This window comes from Tenacibaculum litopenaei (assembly GCF_964514025.1).
Classification (GTDB): domain Bacteria; phylum Bacteroidota; class Bacteroidia; order Flavobacteriales; family Flavobacteriaceae; genus Polaribacter; species Polaribacter litopenaei.
The window spans coordinates 375755-390683 of sequence record NZ_CAZEQT010000009.1 but is presented as its reverse complement, the minus strand read 5'-3'; the positions used below and the strand labels follow the sequence as shown (position 1 = coordinate 390683).

At 36.8% G+C, this 14929-nt stretch carries 23 protein-coding genes and 1 tRNA gene; 21 read left to right on the top strand and 3 right to left on the bottom strand.

Going from position 1 to position 14929, the window contains the following annotated elements:
• Positions 1–13: 13 nt before the first annotated feature.
• Positions 14–955 (bottom strand): ribose-phosphate pyrophosphokinase, encoded by a 942-nt coding sequence (locus ACKTS5_RS20045; RefSeq protein WP_408045667.1) that lies wholly within the window; start codon positions 953–955, stop codon positions 14–16.
• A gap of 124 nt (positions 956–1079) precedes the next feature.
• Here ACKTS5_RS20045 and ACKTS5_RS20040 point away from each other — a divergent pair.
• The 20 genes from ACKTS5_RS20040 (at position 1080) to ACKTS5_RS19945 (ending at position 12845) form a co-directional block, all read left to right on the top strand.
• Positions 1080–1163 (top strand) — tRNA-Leu (locus tag ACKTS5_RS20040).
• A 972-nt stretch (positions 1164–2135) separates the two neighbouring features.
• Positions 2136–4526: a TonB-dependent receptor domain-containing protein gene (locus ACKTS5_RS20035; RefSeq protein ID WP_408045666.1), complete on the top strand. Its 2391-nt coding sequence runs from the start codon at positions 2136–2138 to the stop codon at positions 4524–4526.
• A 137-nt stretch (positions 4527–4663) separates the two neighbouring features.
• Complete coding sequence (locus tag ACKTS5_RS20030) at positions 4664–4822, top strand: hypothetical protein (protein ID WP_408045665.1); 159 nt, start codon at positions 4664–4666, stop codon at positions 4820–4822.
• Positions 4823–4963: 141 nt separating this feature from the next.
• The gene (locus tag ACKTS5_RS20025) at positions 4964–5110 is read left to right on the top strand and encodes a hypothetical protein (RefSeq protein ID WP_408045664.1); all 147 of its coding nucleotides are present in this window, start codon (positions 4964–4966) and stop codon (positions 5108–5110) included.
• Positions 5111–5461: 351 nt separating this feature from the next.
• Positions 5462–5617: a hypothetical protein gene (locus ACKTS5_RS20020; RefSeq protein WP_408045663.1), complete on the top strand. Its 156-nt coding sequence runs from the start codon at positions 5462–5464 to the stop codon at positions 5615–5617.
• Positions 5618–5688: 71 nt separating this feature from the next.
• Entirely contained in the window at positions 5689–5844 is a 156-nt protein-coding gene (locus tag ACKTS5_RS20015; RefSeq protein ID WP_408045663.1) for a hypothetical protein, read from the top strand.
• A 70-nt stretch (positions 5845–5914) separates the two neighbouring features.
• Positions 5915–6070 carry a hypothetical protein gene (locus ACKTS5_RS20010; RefSeq protein ID WP_408045663.1) on the top strand — a complete coding sequence of 52 codons (156 nt, stop codon included), beginning with the start codon at positions 5915–5917 and terminating at the stop codon, positions 6068–6070.
• Between the two features lie 64 nt (positions 6071–6134).
• Positions 6135–6290, top strand: coding sequence for a hypothetical protein (locus ACKTS5_RS20005; RefSeq protein WP_408045662.1), 156 nt, complete (start codon positions 6135–6137; stop codon positions 6288–6290).
• Positions 6291–6352: 62 nt separating this feature from the next.
• Positions 6353–6526 carry a ComC/BlpC family leader-containing pheromone/bacteriocin gene (locus ACKTS5_RS20000; RefSeq protein WP_408045661.1) on the top strand — a complete coding sequence of 58 codons (174 nt, stop codon included), beginning with the start codon at positions 6353–6355 and terminating at the stop codon, positions 6524–6526.
• Positions 6527–6602: 76 nt separating this feature from the next.
• Positions 6603–6770, top strand: a complete 168-nt coding sequence (locus ACKTS5_RS19995; RefSeq protein ID WP_408045660.1) for a hypothetical protein — start codon at positions 6603–6605, stop codon at positions 6768–6770.
• Between the two features lie 84 nt (positions 6771–6854).
• Positions 6855–7019, top strand: a complete 165-nt coding sequence (locus ACKTS5_RS19990; protein ID WP_408045659.1) for a hypothetical protein — start codon at positions 6855–6857, stop codon at positions 7017–7019.
• Between the two features lie 3 nt (positions 7020–7022).
• On the top strand, positions 7023–7172 hold the full coding sequence (locus ACKTS5_RS19985; protein ID WP_408045658.1) for a hypothetical protein: 150 nt from the start codon (positions 7023–7025) through the stop codon (positions 7170–7172).
• Positions 7173–7204: 32 nt separating this feature from the next.
• Positions 7205–7378 carry a hypothetical protein gene (locus ACKTS5_RS19980; protein ID WP_408045657.1) on the top strand — a complete coding sequence of 58 codons (174 nt, stop codon included), beginning with the start codon at positions 7205–7207 and terminating at the stop codon, positions 7376–7378.
• Between the two features lie 37 nt (positions 7379–7415).
• Complete coding sequence (locus tag ACKTS5_RS19975; protein ID WP_408045656.1) at positions 7416–7604, top strand: hypothetical protein; 189 nt, start codon at positions 7416–7418, stop codon at positions 7602–7604.
• Positions 7605–7953: 349 nt separating this feature from the next.
• A complete protein-coding gene (locus tag ACKTS5_RS19970) occupies positions 7954–8139 on the top strand; it encodes a hypothetical protein (protein WP_408045655.1) in 186 nt (61 codons plus the stop codon).
• 164 nt (positions 8140–8303) lie between these two features.
• On the top strand, positions 8304–8507 hold the full coding sequence (locus ACKTS5_RS19965) for a hypothetical protein (protein WP_408045654.1): 204 nt from the start codon (positions 8304–8306) through the stop codon (positions 8505–8507).
• A 3-nt stretch (positions 8508–8510) separates the two neighbouring features.
• Complete coding sequence (locus ACKTS5_RS19960) at positions 8511–9476, top strand: ATP-grasp domain-containing protein (RefSeq protein WP_408045653.1); 966 nt, start codon at positions 8511–8513, stop codon at positions 9474–9476.
• Positions 9466–9687, top strand: a complete 222-nt coding sequence (locus ACKTS5_RS19955) for a hypothetical protein (RefSeq protein WP_408045652.1) — start codon at positions 9466–9468, stop codon at positions 9685–9687. Before ACKTS5_RS19960 ends, ACKTS5_RS19955 begins: the two co-directional genes overlap by 11 nt.
• Positions 9671–10648 (top strand): SPASM domain-containing protein, encoded by a 978-nt coding sequence (locus tag ACKTS5_RS19950; protein WP_408045651.1) that lies wholly within the window; start codon positions 9671–9673, stop codon positions 10646–10648. Before ACKTS5_RS19955 ends, ACKTS5_RS19950 begins: the two co-directional genes overlap by 17 nt.
• Positions 10623–12845: a peptidase domain-containing ABC transporter gene (locus ACKTS5_RS19945; protein ID WP_408045650.1), complete on the top strand. Its 2223-nt coding sequence runs from the start codon at positions 10623–10625 to the stop codon at positions 12843–12845. Before ACKTS5_RS19950 ends, ACKTS5_RS19945 begins: the two co-directional genes overlap by 26 nt.
• Positions 12846–12944: 99 nt before the next feature.
• Here the strand turns inward: ACKTS5_RS19945 and ACKTS5_RS19940 are convergent, their stop codons facing one another.
• Positions 12945–13670, bottom strand: coding sequence for a hypothetical protein (locus ACKTS5_RS19940; protein WP_408045649.1), 726 nt, complete (start codon positions 13668–13670; stop codon positions 12945–12947).
• Positions 13671–13785: 115 nt separating this feature from the next.
• Positions 13786–14313, bottom strand: coding sequence for a DUF2199 domain-containing protein (locus tag ACKTS5_RS19935; RefSeq protein WP_408045648.1), 528 nt, complete (start codon positions 14311–14313; stop codon positions 13786–13788).
• Between the two features lie 145 nt (positions 14314–14458).
• On the opposite strand from ACKTS5_RS19935, the gene ACKTS5_RS19930 reads away from it, so the two are divergent.
• Positions 14459–14842, top strand: a complete 384-nt coding sequence (locus ACKTS5_RS19930; protein ID WP_408045647.1) for a hypothetical protein — start codon at positions 14459–14461, stop codon at positions 14840–14842.
• Positions 14843–14929 lie beyond the last annotated feature (87 nt).

Here is a 14929-nt window from a genome sequence, read left to right as displayed (position 1 = left end):
TTTTGTTTAAAATTTACATTAAAAATTCATCGCTGATGGATGTGTTGTCTTGGACTTTATGCATCACATCTGCGAATAAAGTGGCGCAAGATACAACTTTTATTTTAGATACGTTCTTTTTTAAAGGAATTGTATCTGAAACAATTAGCTCTGTCAATTGCGAGTTTTGGATGCGTTCGTAAGCTTCCCCTGATAAAATAGGATGCGTACATATAGCACGTACACTCAAGGCTCCGCGCTCCATCATAAGATCGGCAGCTTTTGTTAAGGTTCCACCGGTATCAATCATATCGTCAACTAAAATGACATTTTTGTCTTTTACGTCACCGATGAGTTCCATATGAGAAATGACATTGGCTTTTTTACGCTGTTTGTAACAGATAACGACATCACTGCTTAAAAACTTTGAATAGGCATACGCTCTTTTTGAACCTCCCATATCTGGAGATGCCATGGTCAAGTTGGTCAATTTTAAACTTTCGATATACGGTAAGAAAATAGAAGAAGCGTAGAGGTGGTCTACTGGCTTTTCAAAGAACCCTTGAATTTGATCTGCGTGTAAATCCATGGTCATGATTCTCGTAGCACCTGCCTCCTCTAAGAGTTTTGCTACTAATTTAGCTCCAATGGCAACTCTTGGTTTGTCTTTTCGATCCTGACGTGCCCAACCAAAATAAGGCATCACAGCAGTAATGTGTCTTGCTGAAGCTCTTTTGGCAGCGTCCAACATTAATAACATTTCCATGAGGTTGTCTGCATTCGGAAAAGTAGATCCGATGATAAAAACGCGTCTTCCGCGAACAGATTCTTCAAATGCAGGTTGGAATTCTCCATCACTAAAGCGTGAAATCTTTACTTTACCGAGTTTTGTACCGAATGTTTTAGCGATTTCTTCTGCTAATTCTGTACTTTGAGAACAAGCAAAAATCTTTGGGCTTAATTTATTTGTAAGCATTTACCAAGGTGTATTTAGTTCGTGTTGTTGTTGTTGGCAAAAATAGAAACTATTTTTTAGAGAATTAAAAGATTTTTGTGTTTTAAACATAAAAATTTTATTAGATTTGCACACCCAATAACAAGCCAAAGTGGTGGAATTGGTAGACACGTTGGATTCAAAATCCAATGTTCGCAAGGACGTGTGGGTTCGAGTCCCACCTTTGGTACAGAAAGAGAGATAGTTTTTATAATTATCTCTCTTATTTTTTTATCCTTATTTGACGCATAGCCATGTGCGCTTTTACTTCTGATAGTTTTTAAGTTACCGCAGTTTATTTCGTTACTTCATTCCAATAGGTTAATCAAATATGATTCTTACATATTCGTTATCCTCTAAAATTAAGTCACGCCAACGGTTTAAGTTTTGAAAGGCGTAAGAATTGAGCAAGAAATCTAAGAGTCTGAAATTAGAATTCCTTTATCTAAAATTTGCTTTTTTTGTTCTCCTTAGGTGTCCAGTGAATAACATTCATACTTTCTTTTTTAAAGTACATGAATTTTGCAATGAGCTCCTTGTTTTCAGTTGTCCGTTCCTTTTTCAACTTGTCGATCTTCTCAAATACCATATCGCAATTGCTTTCAGCAAATTTGGTAAACTAGTTAACCTGTTCTATGGAATCAAGTATATTGGTATTATCCTTCGGTATCCCTTTTTTTTTATTGTCCTTATGATATAAAGTTTAGGTATTCGTAGTACTGAGCCTGCTTCATTTAAAACGGGTTTTTGTGGTAGTATTTTTTGTCAGTAATGAACGCGATAAGTAGCTTCTTTTTTGAATCATTTTAGTTGAATTTGCCTTGTTTTTTTCAATACTTTTTTGAACTGTTTTTTTTAGACTTGAATGATGATGTGACTTTTTGGACTAAAAAAAGAAGGATTTTTACGTCTTATAAAAAGTGTTAGTAGTACGTTTTTTTGCAATTTTCGAGGGAGTGATGATTGGCAATTTTCTCGAGAACTTTATTTACATAAAACAACGTGTTTTTATGGTTAATTGCTTGTTTTTGAGTTGTTTGTTGTTTGTGGTGAAATAATGAATTTATAAATTTAAACCTATTATTTATAAATGTAAATCACCCTTGTTTTTCTAGACTCTAAGTATTTGGTAGGTTTGAATCGATCAAAAAAACGAAATAACATGTCAAGTAAATTAAGTGTATCATTTTTACTATTTATACTACCCTTATTTACCTTCAGTCAAAAACTACTACAAGGAACTGTTAAGGATGTTCAAAAGGAACCTATCGCTTTTGCGAATGTATTGGTACTAGACCATCAAGGTACTTTAATTACGGGAACGGTTACTGATGAAAAAGGAACCTTTGAGTTACGTGTAAAAGACAAAACTACCTTTAAGGTTAAAATTAGCTTTATCGGTTTTGTTGATTGGGAGAAAGACATTCGAGAGGGAGCTGAGTTCCAATTAGGGACTATCCTATTAAAAGAAGCGAGTAATGAATTAGAAACGGTGGTGGTAACGGCAAAAAAGCCAACCATAAAAAGAAAGGTAGACCGACTGGTATTTTCAATCGAAAACAGCATTGTTGCTTCCGGAGGTGATGCCATGGATGTATTGCAAAAAACACCAGGAGTTCGCGTGGATGGCAGTAGTATTGGTTTGATAGGAAAAAGTGCCGTGAGAGTATTGATTAACGGTCGTATTTCTCCATTATCGGGTGAAGATTTGGCAAGCTATTTACGAACCTTAAGTTCCGATGAGATTACTAAGATTGAAGTGATTACTAATCCACCAGCAAAATACGAAGCAGAAGGAAACAGTGGGCTTATCAATATTGTACTAAAAAAAGTAAAACGCGACTACTTGGGAGGAAATGTGCACAGTACCTACAGACAGGCAACCTATGCCAGTGGTTTTCTAGGAAGTGGTATTACCTATCAAAAAGATAAGTTGGCACTCTTTGCGAATGTAAATTCGGGATTAGGAGCTATTGAAGTGAATGAAACCAACAAAATTTATTACGCAAAGCAAACCTGGGATACGGATACAGACATAAAATACCATACCAAATTTCTTTCGGGAAGGGCGGGAATAGATTATGACCTGGGTAAGAATACCACGATAGGAATTCAATATTTAGGAGCTACTAGCAGGCCCAACAACGATGAAGTCACGAACACAACGCTCTTTAATACGAGTCGTGCCGTTGATTCATTGTTAGCAACCACGGCGGCATCCGCTGTAAAAACCTATTACCACTCAATGAATGCACATTTTAAAGCTGATTTAGATACGCTGGGGAGGAATGTTAGTATAGATGTAGATTATTTCACGTATCACAACAAGCAGGAGCGCAATAATACAACAGATACTTATAAAAATGGAAGCTTGGTATCAGCTGCTAGAAACCGTTTTAAAAATGCCTCTTTTCAAAATCCAGTGTCTTTTACGGCCCGCTTGGATGTCGCATGGCCTTCTAGTTTTGCGAATTACGATTTCGGTACTAAGATTTCTCACATCAAAAGTAACAGTGATGTAAAAGCTTTTAATTTCAAGAATAATGCTTTTGTAATCGATAACAATCAGTCTAATATTTTCGAATACCGTGAAAATACGCAAGCAGTGTATGCCAGTGCGAGTAAGTCGATAAATAAATGGGATTTTAAAGTGGGGCTTCGTTGGGAGTTTACCCAAACGGAAGGAAATTCGTTAACCTTGAACCGCATCAACAAAAATCACTACAACAAGGTATTCCCAACGGCTTATATCACACACAATCCAAATGACAACCACTCGTTATCATTGAGCTATGGAAAACGTATTAACAGGCCGAGTTACGGTGATTTAAATCCATTCCGATGGTATTCTAATCCGTTTTCTTATACCGAAGGAAATCCATTTTTACAGCCTTCATTTACCGATAATTTTGAAGTATCACATACCTATAAAAACAATTTAAACACCTCCTTATACGCCTCGATTACTGAAAATGGGCAAGATCAGATTACTTTGACGACTCCCAATTCAACTATTCAGGCAACGGTAAGAAGAAACTTTTTAGAACAGTACGCCTTCGGAGTATCACAGTCGTATACGTTAAAACCTGTCAACTGGATGGAAAGTTATATACAGTACGATCTCAATTACTCAAAAATTAGTTCGCAATTACCCAATACCATTAATGCACAAACCGGATTTAATTTTTACACAGGAATAGACAATTCCTTTCAGTTTAATACCGACAAAACGTTTTTGGGAGAATTTAACCTGTGGTATTCATCACCAGGAGTGAGTGGAGTAGATTATATCACGGAGAGTTACGCTGTCGATTTAGGGTTAAAAGGATTGTTCCTCAACAAAGATTTACAGGTGAAATTGGTAGTGTCTGATGTGTTTAAAACCAATAGAAACACCATTCGAAGTGTCATTAACGGCATTCGACAAGAGTACAGTAATTACTATGATAACAGACGACTAGTACTCTCCGCAACCTACAGGTTTGGAAATAAAAAATTGAGAAGTAAGAGAAAGCAATTCAGTAACGAAGAAGAAAGAAGAAGAGCTAATTAAATTGGATGTATACGTGTCAACTTACAGTAAATGGCCATTAGTAAGGAGACACCTATAGATACGCCTTCGGGCACCAAAGTCCACAAGAAGTCAATGACTTAAAACTTATGACTTTATAAAATCATAAATTAACTAAAATGAAATTACAATCATTAGAAAACGTAGAAGTATTAAACAACGAAACCATTAACGTAATCGCAGGAGGATCGGCACAAGAATCTAAGAAAAAAGATGTGACCTCTACAAGTAAAGACTCTGCGAGTAACGATCACTTTGACGCTATTCAAGCAAGGTAATAGCTGAGGTATAGTAACTTAATTTACAAGGGTAGACGTACGGCGGTATGCTATCGGTACCGAAACCCTTGTAAGTTTAGGATTCCTGTAACCAGGCCTTCGGAAAGGATGCCAATCCATCATTTATCAAAACCAAAACTTATGAAAATGAAATTAACTTCAATGAATAAATTGAATACTGACGACCTACCTGTAATTCTCGGAGGTACATGCAGAGATTCGAAGAAAAAAGATCAACCATCAAAAGTGCGCGATTGCAATTCAGACTTTAAAAAGTTACACAAGTAAAAATTACTCTGAAGAACTAAAAGAAGAGGTAAGTAAAAAAGAGCAAGCTAAGGAGTAATATCAAAAACTCATGGGGTAGTTAGTAACTTCTTAGTAACGAGCAGAAAGAAAAACCAATGAATCGAGGAACTGAGGATTCCGCCAAGTATGAGGAGTTCTAGGGGGTGATTACCCTGGTGATTACCATTGCCAACAACCAGGTTCCTCGCTATTTAAATACGATTTAAAAATGTTGACTTACACTAAATGGCCATTAGTAAGGAAACATTTCTAGATAGGCTTTCCAGCCACCGGTCCCTAAGGAGTCTATGACCTAAAACTAGTGACTTATCATCATTAAAATTAACTAAAATGAAATTACAATCATTAGAAACATTAGAAGTATTAAACAACGAAACTATCAACGTAATCTCAGGAGGATCAGCTCAGGAGTCAAAGAAAAAAGACGTTACCTCGACAAGCCAAGATTCAGCGAGTAACGATCACTTTGATAAAATCAAGCGATAGTCAAAAAAATAGCGAAGAAAGCAGCAGCACCCTCGGTGAGGCTATAAAGAAAACTTAAAAAAACAAAAGACATGAAATTACAATCATTAGAAACCTTAGAAGTATTAAATAACGAAACTATCAACGTAATCTCAGGAGGATCAGCTCAGGAGTCAAAAAAGAAAGACGTTACCTCGACAAGCCAAGATTCAGCGAGTAACGATCACTTTGACAAAATTAAGCGATAGTCAATAAAATAGCGAAGAAAGTAGCAGCACCCTCGGTGAGGCTCTAAAGAAAATTTAAAAAACAAAAGACATGAAATTACAATCATTAGAAACCTTAGAAGTATTAAATAACGAAACTATCAACGTAATCTCAGGAGGATCAGCTCAGGAGTCAAAAAAGAAAGACGTTACCTCAACAAGCCAAGATTCGGCGAGTAACGATCACTTTGACAAAATTAAGCGATAGTCAAAAAATAGCGAAGAAGAGACACTTTCGGTGTATTCACAAACAAATTTAAAAAACAAAAGACATGAAATTACAATCATTAGAAAACGTAGAAGTATTAAATAACGAAACTATTAACGTAATCACAGGAGGTTCTGCAGAGGAATCAAAAAAGAAAGATGTAACCTCAACGAGTCAAGATTCAGCGAGTAACGATCACTTTGACACTGTAAAGAGATAATAGCAATATTGCTTAGCAAAAGGGCGCCTTTCGGGCGCTCTCCAAAAAAATTACCATAAAAGATGAAACCAATAGATATGAAATTACCAGGATTAAACGAGTTTGAAGTACTCAACAACGAAACCTTAAATGTAATCACAGGAGGAGCTGGACAAGACACTAAAAAGAAGGATGTAAAATCTGAAAAGCAAGATTCAGCTAGCAACGATCACTTCGGTTTAGAACTCGCTCGTTAAACACGGTATGACAGAGAGGATATGTGCATATGCTCTCTTCATTTTCCTTTGCAACCTAAAGAAAAAGTAAGTTACTATGGAATTAAAGTCACTGCAAACATTTGAAGTACTCAACGAGGAAACCGTTCATTTAATTACGGGAGGGGCAAGCCTTGAGGATACTAAAAAAGGAGATGTAACATCGAAGAGTCAGGATTCTAAATCAGATGATGGGACGCCTAAAATTCGCACGGTACAGCGATGAGAAAAAAGTGAAGGGTGTACTGGCCATAGTATTGACCCTTGCACTTAAAATGAAATAAAATCATTAATCACAAAAATATACATTATGAAATTAAAATCATTAAAAAATGAGATAATTCTTAACAGCGAAGAGTTGTATTTTATCTCAGGAGGAACGGCAACAACCGAATCAAAGAAAAACGATATCAACCACAACGACAGTGATCGTTCTGACGGTGGGGGGTGTATTCCGCCATTCAGAAAAAAATAAGTTATGAAGTTACCATCGTTACAGTCATTTGAAGTATTGTCAAAAGAGACGATTCGCATCGTTTCAGGGGGAAGCTTTGATGCACCATCGAAAAAGAGAGATTACACAAGTACCAACAGGTTGGACTCATCGAAAACAGATGCCATGAATTAATCCAACCACTGGAAATTTAAAATTTTAGGACTATGAAATTAACATCATTAAAGCACATAGAAAAAATTAACGAAGAAGATTTAGTATTCGTTAATGGGGGGGCTAGTTTTAGCTATAACCATACACGTGGCCATGACACACTCAGAAACGATTCTCTTAGACAAGACGGAGGAGGAATGGACAAAGAAATCATGTCACTTAAATAATCAAATTACTTCATTATAAACGAATAAATTAAACACTATGAAATTAACAAAATTAGATTCTTTTGAATCATTGAACAGTCAAGAATTACAATACATTGTTGGAGGAGCATTTGCAGCCGTAGAAAGCGAATGTTGGGAAGATTCTACCAGTAGAGATAGTTATAAGAAAGATACTGGAGGATGCAGTAAAAAAAGAGATAAAGAAGCTTTGGCCGTATTGCGCTAATAGGCTTAGTTAGGGATAAAAGGTAATCGCTTGCTGTCATTACTTTTTTAGCCTTTGCATGCAATTTTCGATGTACGTATCGATTCCAAACACTTCCCGTGAACAGCAACAACTGGGTTTCGTTTCTCATATGGTAAAGATCTAGGTATTCACAAACACTAGAGGTACCGAAAAGGAGTTACCGACGACACAGGAATAAAGATCAGATAAACATACTAGTAAACCGCAAGTATTGAGGTCCCCTAGGACCTCGATAAGGGAAACCTATGCATGGTTTACAGGAGATCAAGGCGAAACTAACATATTCGACGGGAAGAAACACAGGTATTAATCAGTAAAAAAAATCAAGATGAAATTAAAGAATTTAGAAAAATTTGAAACCTTAAACGAAGAGCAGTTAAATTTTATTGTCGCTGGAAATGTAGCAGTGGTTCACGATACAAATACACCGGTTAAAAAGGGGCAATTGGGGTGCAATGACACAAAAAATAACGATTCTCACATCCAAGATACACCAAGAGTAAGGGTGAGTTAAGAAGGCTCCGTTCAACAGGAGCAAATAGGGGGAGCACAGAAGTGTACTGTTGCTGTACTCAATCACGAATAGTAAGTGGTATAAAAACGACAGGCAAAGCACAGAGAGCAGTACAAATTGCTATGGAAGTAGGGGGAAGAGCTTTGTAAAAAAACGAATAGATCATGAAAATTAAATTGACAGAATTAGAACAGTTATCTAAAGAAGAGACCTTTTACGTCATAGGAGGACAAGTTCATACCGATAAGAAGAAAAAAGGCAAAGCTAAAAAGGCGGAAGGCAAGCGAAAAAAATCAGGACAAAAAGGGAGTAATCGAGTGAGTTCAAACACTACGGATACCACTAAAAATGACACTTTTAAAATTTAAGACATGATTTTAGTACTATCATTCGATCATTATGAGCAAGGTACCGATCCCGTAATAGATTGGCTGCTCTATCACGATGCAAATTTTGTAAAAATTACCATTCAGGACCTGATTCGCAAAGACACGGCTTTTAAAATCGATATCAATAGAGGTAGAATTTTTGTAGAAGGCCAAGACATCACCGATGAAATCAAAGTAGTTTGGTACAGGCGCTTTGAGGCCGATCTCATGATTGATTTGCCCAAAGGGAAACACAGTGAACAGGCATTGTTTGAACTGCGAAATGAGGTAGATGTTACCGTATCCTTTTTAAAGAAAATCTTATCCGATAAAAAATGGATGCCCTACAACGAAGGAATTAGGTTAGAAAAACCCGAAGTTTCTTTTATGGCAGAACAGCAAGGTGTAAAGACTCCTAAGAGTATAATTACCAATAACAAACAAGATGTTCTTGCTTTTCAAAATGAGGTCGCTGCCGATTTAATTACCAAACCTATTCGACACAGTTCCTACTTTATTGACGGTGAATACACCTATAGTATTTACACCCAGAAAGTAAGCAAAGAGAATATAGAAGAGCTTCCTGAAAAGTTTGTTTTAACCCTGTTTCAGGAATGCGTAGATACGGATTTTGAAATTCGTGTTTTTTACCTGGATGGAAAGTTTTATGCTACTGCCATTATCATTACCGAAAAAGAAAGCAATGTCGTAGACGTTAAACTAAACTACGAATCTGAGGCTATCAACTGGGTACCTTACCAGTTACCGGAAGCCTACGAACGAGAACTAGACGCTTTTATGAAGTCTATAAATCTCAATACGGGTTCACTTGATATTATAAAAACGAAAAGTGGTGAATACGTAATGTTAGAAATCAATCCTGTAGGGCAGTTTAGTGCTCCAGGCTACAGATGTAACTATAATCTAGAAGAGAAAATCGCTAAATGGTTGATACAATATGATGAATAAAGAAAAGAAAAAATCTGTATTTACAGAAGCAGAACTAGCCCACCTTCCTATCACGTATAAAAAAATGGAAGGAGAAGTAACCAACAGTATAGGAGAATTGTACGTAGGGAGTTTGTACAGCAAAAGTACCAAGCACTTCAGTAATAATTACATGGTATACAACGCTCATAAACCAATTTCAAATTTTTTAATTGATGATGACTCAATCTAACAGCAACTTTTTAGTACTCTTTAGTTTCTGTAAAGTAATACAGGGTAAAGAAAAAAGCATTATTTGTGATTTTCAGAAAGGAAAGATTAAGTTCATTCCCAATGAAATGGCAGCCGTGATAGGAATGCTTCAGAAAGATACCTTTGAAAAGGTGAAAGAACAGTTCTCAGCAGATGCGGAAATTTTTGATTCGTATGTAGCGTTTTTATTAGAAAAAGGCTTTGCTTTTTTTACAGCGTCAAAAGATAATTTTGTTCCGATAGAAAACAGCTGGTGCAGTCCAGAGGTAATAAATAATGCGATGGTCGAATACGGGTTTGAGCAGTACGATATTCTCGATGTGTTGCAGCAGTTAGACAGGCTATTTGTCAAATTTATCGAATTCCGATTCACAAAGCTTACAGAAGAAGACATTCCGACATTCAAACGCATATTGGACTATTGTACCAGTTCGGTATTGCGCAGTGCAAGAGTATACCTCCCTTACGAATCCAAAGCGATGTCAAAACAAATCCTCGATTTGGTAAAACAGTATCCAGTAATCGATTGTGCCATCTTTTACAATAGTAAGTTTAACAGACTTATAGAAAAAGATGAACACCAAACTTTTTACATAGAGCAAACGCTAGAAGAAATTACCAAAGCCAATGTCAATCGCAAGTTTTTAGTAAATAACATTGAGTATTTCCACGAGGCACAACAGTTTAACCCGTACTACAATAAAAAAGTAGCCATCACGGCTAAAGGAGACCTTAAGAACTGTATTAAAAACAAAGCCGTTTTCGGAAATCTTCACCGACAAAGCATACGAGAAGTGGTTGCTACTGGAGCATTTCAAGAGTTTTGGAAGGTAACCCACGATCAAATCGAAGAGGTGAGAGACAGTGAGTTGAGGTACAACTATGTTATTACGAATGATTTAGAAAAAATTAACGATGGGAACTACAAAATTATCATATAAAAAATTCCCGTATTTCAAACAATTAGAGTCCGCAGATTGTGGACCTACTTGTTTGAGAATGATCGCCAAATATTATGGGAAAAAGGTCGATATTCACAGTTTACGCGAACTGTGCTATATCAATAAAAACGGAGTAAACTTTGCTGATTTAATCAATGCAGCGAATTCTATTGGACTCGATACCGTTCCGGTAAAGCTCTCTGTAAATCAATTGCTTTTTGAGGCACCAAGGCCCTGTATCTTACACTGGAAAGACAACCACTACGTCGTGTATTTAGGAACGACCAAGAACGATGAAATTATCATCGCAGATCCCGGTTTTGGAAAACTAAAATTGAGCAGAGAAGATTTTTACAAATTTTGGAAACGTGATGCTAACGAAAAAGGAGTAGCACTCTTGTTAGAACCCGGAACTTCCTTTACTACCGAGGAAATTAGAGTGGAAGAAGAGTTTGACAAAGTCAGTTATTTTACAGCCTATTTAAAGCCGTACAAAAAGAAATTCTTGTTGTTGTTAGTGCTGCTCTTACTCATTGCTGGAATCAGTATTTTTTACCCGCTAATCAATGAAAGCTTGGTCGATGACGGAATTAGCAATAACAATATTCGCTTTGTAGTATACCTGCTCTTAGCCCAGCTTATCCTTTATACGAGTACCAACCTACTCGAATTTTTTCAGGGGTGGATCTTTTTAAATGTCAATACGAAGTTGAGCATTCAGTTGATTTCTGATTTTTTGAAGAAATTGATTACCATGCCCTTGTCATTTTTCGATAGCAAGTTGACAACAGATATCATGCTTCGGGTAGATGATCACAGTAGAATTGAAGAATTCTTTTCGAACCATTCACTACAATTTTTAGTATCAATTATTGTCTTTTTGATCTATTCTACACTGTTGTTAAGTTACTCGATTCCCGTCTTTGCATTTTTTGTGGGGGTGTCTGTCATCTCTATAGTATGGGTGTACAAATTTCAAAACCAACGAAAGTACATCGATTACAAACGCTTTGAAATTGAAACGGAAAACAAAAACATACTCTACGAAATAGTCAATGGAATTTCTGATTTAAAAATTAACAATGCTACCAACTACAAAACGGAACAATGGCAAAAAACCGAGCAAAATTTATTCCGATTAAACAAGGCTAATATGTTGCTCGAGTTAAAACAGAGCATTGGGGTTAACTATCTTTCTCAATTGAAAAATACTGCGATTATGGGGTATATAGCCTATTTGGTTATTGATCAGCAGCTAACTTTCGGAGCGCTGTTAAGTATTTCTTTTATCATTGGCCAGCTCACGCTACCTGTCGAAGGCTTTATCGCCTATTTGTACTCGTATCAAGACGCTTCTATTAGCATCGATAGATTGTCGGATGTGTACAGAAAAAAAGACGAAGAGCAAATGTTTGATAAGTATATCAACAGTAGAGAAGAGGAACAACACATTGTAAGTACCAATGCCATTCAGTTTGTCAATGCGAACTACTCGTACCTGGGGCCTAACTCGCCTTCACTATTCGATAGTCTCAATATTGAATTTCCGTTGAATAAGGTAACTGCAATTGTAGGTACGAGCGGTAGTGGTAAAACCACGATCATTAAATTATTGCTTAAGTACTACCAGTTATTAGACGGAGAAATCAGATACAAAGGTGAAAATATCGACGCTATCAAACCTGAAAAATGGAGAGATCTCATCAGTGTGGTTTTTCAGGAAGGATATATTTTTTCCGATTCTGTAGTCGGTAATATAACCTTAGGATCGGAGTATGATGATGAGCGTTTTTTAAAAGCCATCCAGCTTTCAAATAGTCAAGAATTCATCGATCGATTGCCACAAAAAGAATTGACAAAAATCGGTGAAAACGGCTTGGGCTTAAGCAAGGGGCAGGTGCAGCGCATACTCATTGCCAGAGCCATGTATAAAGATCCCGAGATCATTATTTTAGACGAGGCTACCTCAGCATTAGACGCTGAAAATGAAAAAATTATTCACGACAATCTCCAAGAATTTTTTAAGAATAGGACGGTTATTATTATTGCTCACCGTTTGAGTACGGTAAAAAATGCAGATAAAATCATCGTTTTGAAAAATGGAGAAGTAATCGAAGAAGGATCACATGTCGGATTGGTTGCGGAAAAAGGAAGTTACTTCCATTTGGTAAAAAACCAATTAGAATTAGGTAATTAATACGACGAAACTCAGCAATGGAGTACTAGCACGGTTTGCTACTTGACAACGGCAGTACTCCCCTTACTGGGGTAACCAGACCACCAGAGATAAAGACTGTTATTCACGAGCTCTTTTCAAAAATAGCTGACTATTTTTTACGAGTATATCCAAAAGGTGAAATTTGTTTTCTGGTTTTAAATAGCGAAGATGGATTTGCTGGCCCTCACAAAATTCGAAAAACAGGGAATGCTGGTGTTCGGGAATACCGAGAGTAGTACAGAGTAAAGATTCATTAAAAAAGGCATTGTCGGTAAACAGAGCAGTAAATTCATCGTAGTTGATGAATTCACGAGCTTTTGCTTTCTTTTTAAATAGCGAGCCTACAAAATTAACCGCATCGAGGAGTATAGGCGTGCTGTTGGCCGTATTTCGATAGGCATTTGGATTTCTTTTTATGTCCTCTGCTATCATCGTGGTGAGGTCGGTATTAAACTCTTTTGCATTGAATTTTTTTACCGATTTTTCATTGGTGATAATTACTTCTTCCAGCTGGTTATTGCGCTCTTTTAATTGCACAACAAAGGAAGCGTTGTATTTTTCTCTATCAATTAAAACGCTTTGTTTTTCGTAGAAATTGGATTCAAAATGCAAGCTATCTCCCAGGTTTGCACGTAGGTAAAAATCGCCCAATACATTGGAAAAGGAAACCTCTTCGGTAGTACCATTGGTAATTTTTACAAAGGGAGCTACTTTTGAAGGTCCGTAAACACGCCCAGTTATTTTTTTTTGAGCATGGCATACGCTGAACACGAGCAGGCAAAAATAGAGACAACAACTTTTCATAGACGATCCTGTTTGGTTGCTCCAAAACTACTTGAATTCTCCAGAGAGAACTGCTATTGAAATGTTAAGGTTTGCCGGATCTAAGGACGAGTTTCCTAAAGTTTGTTAAGAAAACCTACCTCATTCCTTGAATTCTTTGCAGTACCTCTTGTTTTGATATTCCGTTGTAGTAATCGTGGATAAACGGATGTTCAAAACTCTGATGAGGAATAATATGAGGGCGTTTATTACCGAGTTGGGTAACGACATTACAAGGAATGGCAGAGGTATTTTGGTATTCGGCAATTTCATTACTCAACCAACCGAAGTAGACGGTTTCGTGTCCTTCATTTCGGAAATTTTCATAGTAGTTGAGAAAGCTCTTTTCACTCAATGATACCCAAACGCCGTATTCCAAATGGTCGCAGGCATCAGTAACTTCTTGTATCAATACCCCTCGGATAAAAAATTGCTGCGAATCACGAAATTGAATTTTGCAAAAATCGGCATCGATTTGAGCGGCATTTTCTTTGTGTTCTTCAGGTAGATTAAAGTAATGAATAGGAGCATCAAAGGCTAATGCTGGCCATTGCTCGTGGAGTTCCCCGCAGGATGAACAGGTAAATTTAGGTACTTTAGTACTGTTTTTTTTGTTCCAAAACATGTGTAATAGCTTCTTAACTCGAGTTTGTAGGGGGGAACTCAAGAGTGTTTTTTTAATAGTGATTAGCGTAAAGATAATTTTTTTTTAACAAAACTTTATAGGTCGTTGACAATCGGATCGAGGCAGTAGTTTTACCTTTGCAAGTATGTTTGGTAAAAACCAACATAGGGTAGTCATAACAATACTCTTATTGTTACTCGGGTTTCAACTCATAGGAAACTCAACTGCTATACAAGCAGCCGAGGCTACTAATACCCCATTTGAACTTGTTTTTTCAGAAACGGAAGTATTCCCAACGAGTATTCAAAATACGACGGATACTGAGGACGAGCCTTTGTTTGCGGAAGTTGAAGAAGATCTTGAAGAAGAAGAAAATACGCAGCCCAAAAAGCTGTTGGCGACGAGCTCATTTTTTTCAGGCACCGATTTTGGGAGCCTTCTCCTTATTTTTGACAGTGGTGATGAGCAGTGGCCTCTAGTGTCAAAAGGGAACCACTTATACCTTTTTTACGAAGTTTTTAGACTGTGATGTACTGAGTTTCCCATACTTGAAGTAGTACCGCATTTGCCGTACGAATCTGAACTCAATAAACATCAAATACAGAATTAAAAACAC

Coding starts and splice junctions, on each gene's coding strand:
- ACKTS5_RS20045 (WP_408045667.1), bottom strand. CDS start 955: ATGCTTACAAATAAATTAAGCCCAAAGATTTTTGCTTGTTCTCAAAGT.
- ACKTS5_RS20035 (WP_408045666.1), top strand. CDS start 2,136: ATGTCAAGTAAATTAAGTGTATCATTTTTACTATTTATACTACCCTTA.
- ACKTS5_RS20030 (WP_408045665.1), top strand. CDS start 4,664: ATGAAATTACAATCATTAGAAAACGTAGAAGTATTAAACAACGAAACC.
- ACKTS5_RS20025 (WP_408045664.1), top strand. CDS start 4,964: ATGAAAATGAAATTAACTTCAATGAATAAATTGAATACTGACGACCTA.
- ACKTS5_RS20020 (WP_408045663.1), top strand. CDS start 5,462: ATGAAATTACAATCATTAGAAACATTAGAAGTATTAAACAACGAAACT.
- ACKTS5_RS20015 (WP_408045663.1), top strand. CDS start 5,689: ATGAAATTACAATCATTAGAAACCTTAGAAGTATTAAATAACGAAACT.
- ACKTS5_RS20010 (WP_408045663.1), top strand. CDS start 5,915: ATGAAATTACAATCATTAGAAACCTTAGAAGTATTAAATAACGAAACT.
- ACKTS5_RS20005 (WP_408045662.1), top strand. CDS start 6,135: ATGAAATTACAATCATTAGAAAACGTAGAAGTATTAAATAACGAAACT.
- ACKTS5_RS20000 (WP_408045661.1), top strand. CDS start 6,353: ATGAAACCAATAGATATGAAATTACCAGGATTAAACGAGTTTGAAGTA.
- ACKTS5_RS19995 (WP_408045660.1), top strand. CDS start 6,603: ATGGAATTAAAGTCACTGCAAACATTTGAAGTACTCAACGAGGAAACC.
- ACKTS5_RS19990 (WP_408045659.1), top strand. CDS start 6,855: ATGAAATTAAAATCATTAAAAAATGAGATAATTCTTAACAGCGAAGAG.
- ACKTS5_RS19985 (WP_408045658.1), top strand. CDS start 7,023: ATGAAGTTACCATCGTTACAGTCATTTGAAGTATTGTCAAAAGAGACG.
- ACKTS5_RS19980 (WP_408045657.1), top strand. CDS start 7,205: ATGAAATTAACATCATTAAAGCACATAGAAAAAATTAACGAAGAAGAT.
- ACKTS5_RS19975 (WP_408045656.1), top strand. CDS start 7,416: ATGAAATTAACAAAATTAGATTCTTTTGAATCATTGAACAGTCAAGAA.
- ACKTS5_RS19970 (WP_408045655.1), top strand. CDS start 7,954: ATGAAATTAAAGAATTTAGAAAAATTTGAAACCTTAAACGAAGAGCAG.
- ACKTS5_RS19965 (WP_408045654.1), top strand. CDS start 8,304: ATGAAAATTAAATTGACAGAATTAGAACAGTTATCTAAAGAAGAGACC.
- ACKTS5_RS19960 (WP_408045653.1), top strand. CDS start 8,511: ATGATTTTAGTACTATCATTCGATCATTATGAGCAAGGTACCGATCCC.
- ACKTS5_RS19955 (WP_408045652.1), top strand. CDS start 9,466: ATGATGAATAAAGAAAAGAAAAAATCTGTATTTACAGAAGCAGAACTA.
- ACKTS5_RS19950 (WP_408045651.1), top strand. CDS start 9,671: ATGATGACTCAATCTAACAGCAACTTTTTAGTACTCTTTAGTTTCTGT.
- ACKTS5_RS19945 (WP_408045650.1), top strand. CDS start 10,623: ATGGGAACTACAAAATTATCATATAAAAAATTCCCGTATTTCAAACAA.
- ACKTS5_RS19940 (WP_408045649.1), bottom strand. CDS start 13,670: ATGAAAAGTTGTTGTCTCTATTTTTGCCTGCTCGTGTTCAGCGTATGC.
- ACKTS5_RS19935 (WP_408045648.1), bottom strand. CDS start 14,313: ATGTTTTGGAACAAAAAAAACAGTACTAAAGTACCTAAATTTACCTGT.
- ACKTS5_RS19930 (WP_408045647.1), top strand. CDS start 14,459: ATGTTTGGTAAAAACCAACATAGGGTAGTCATAACAATACTCTTATTG.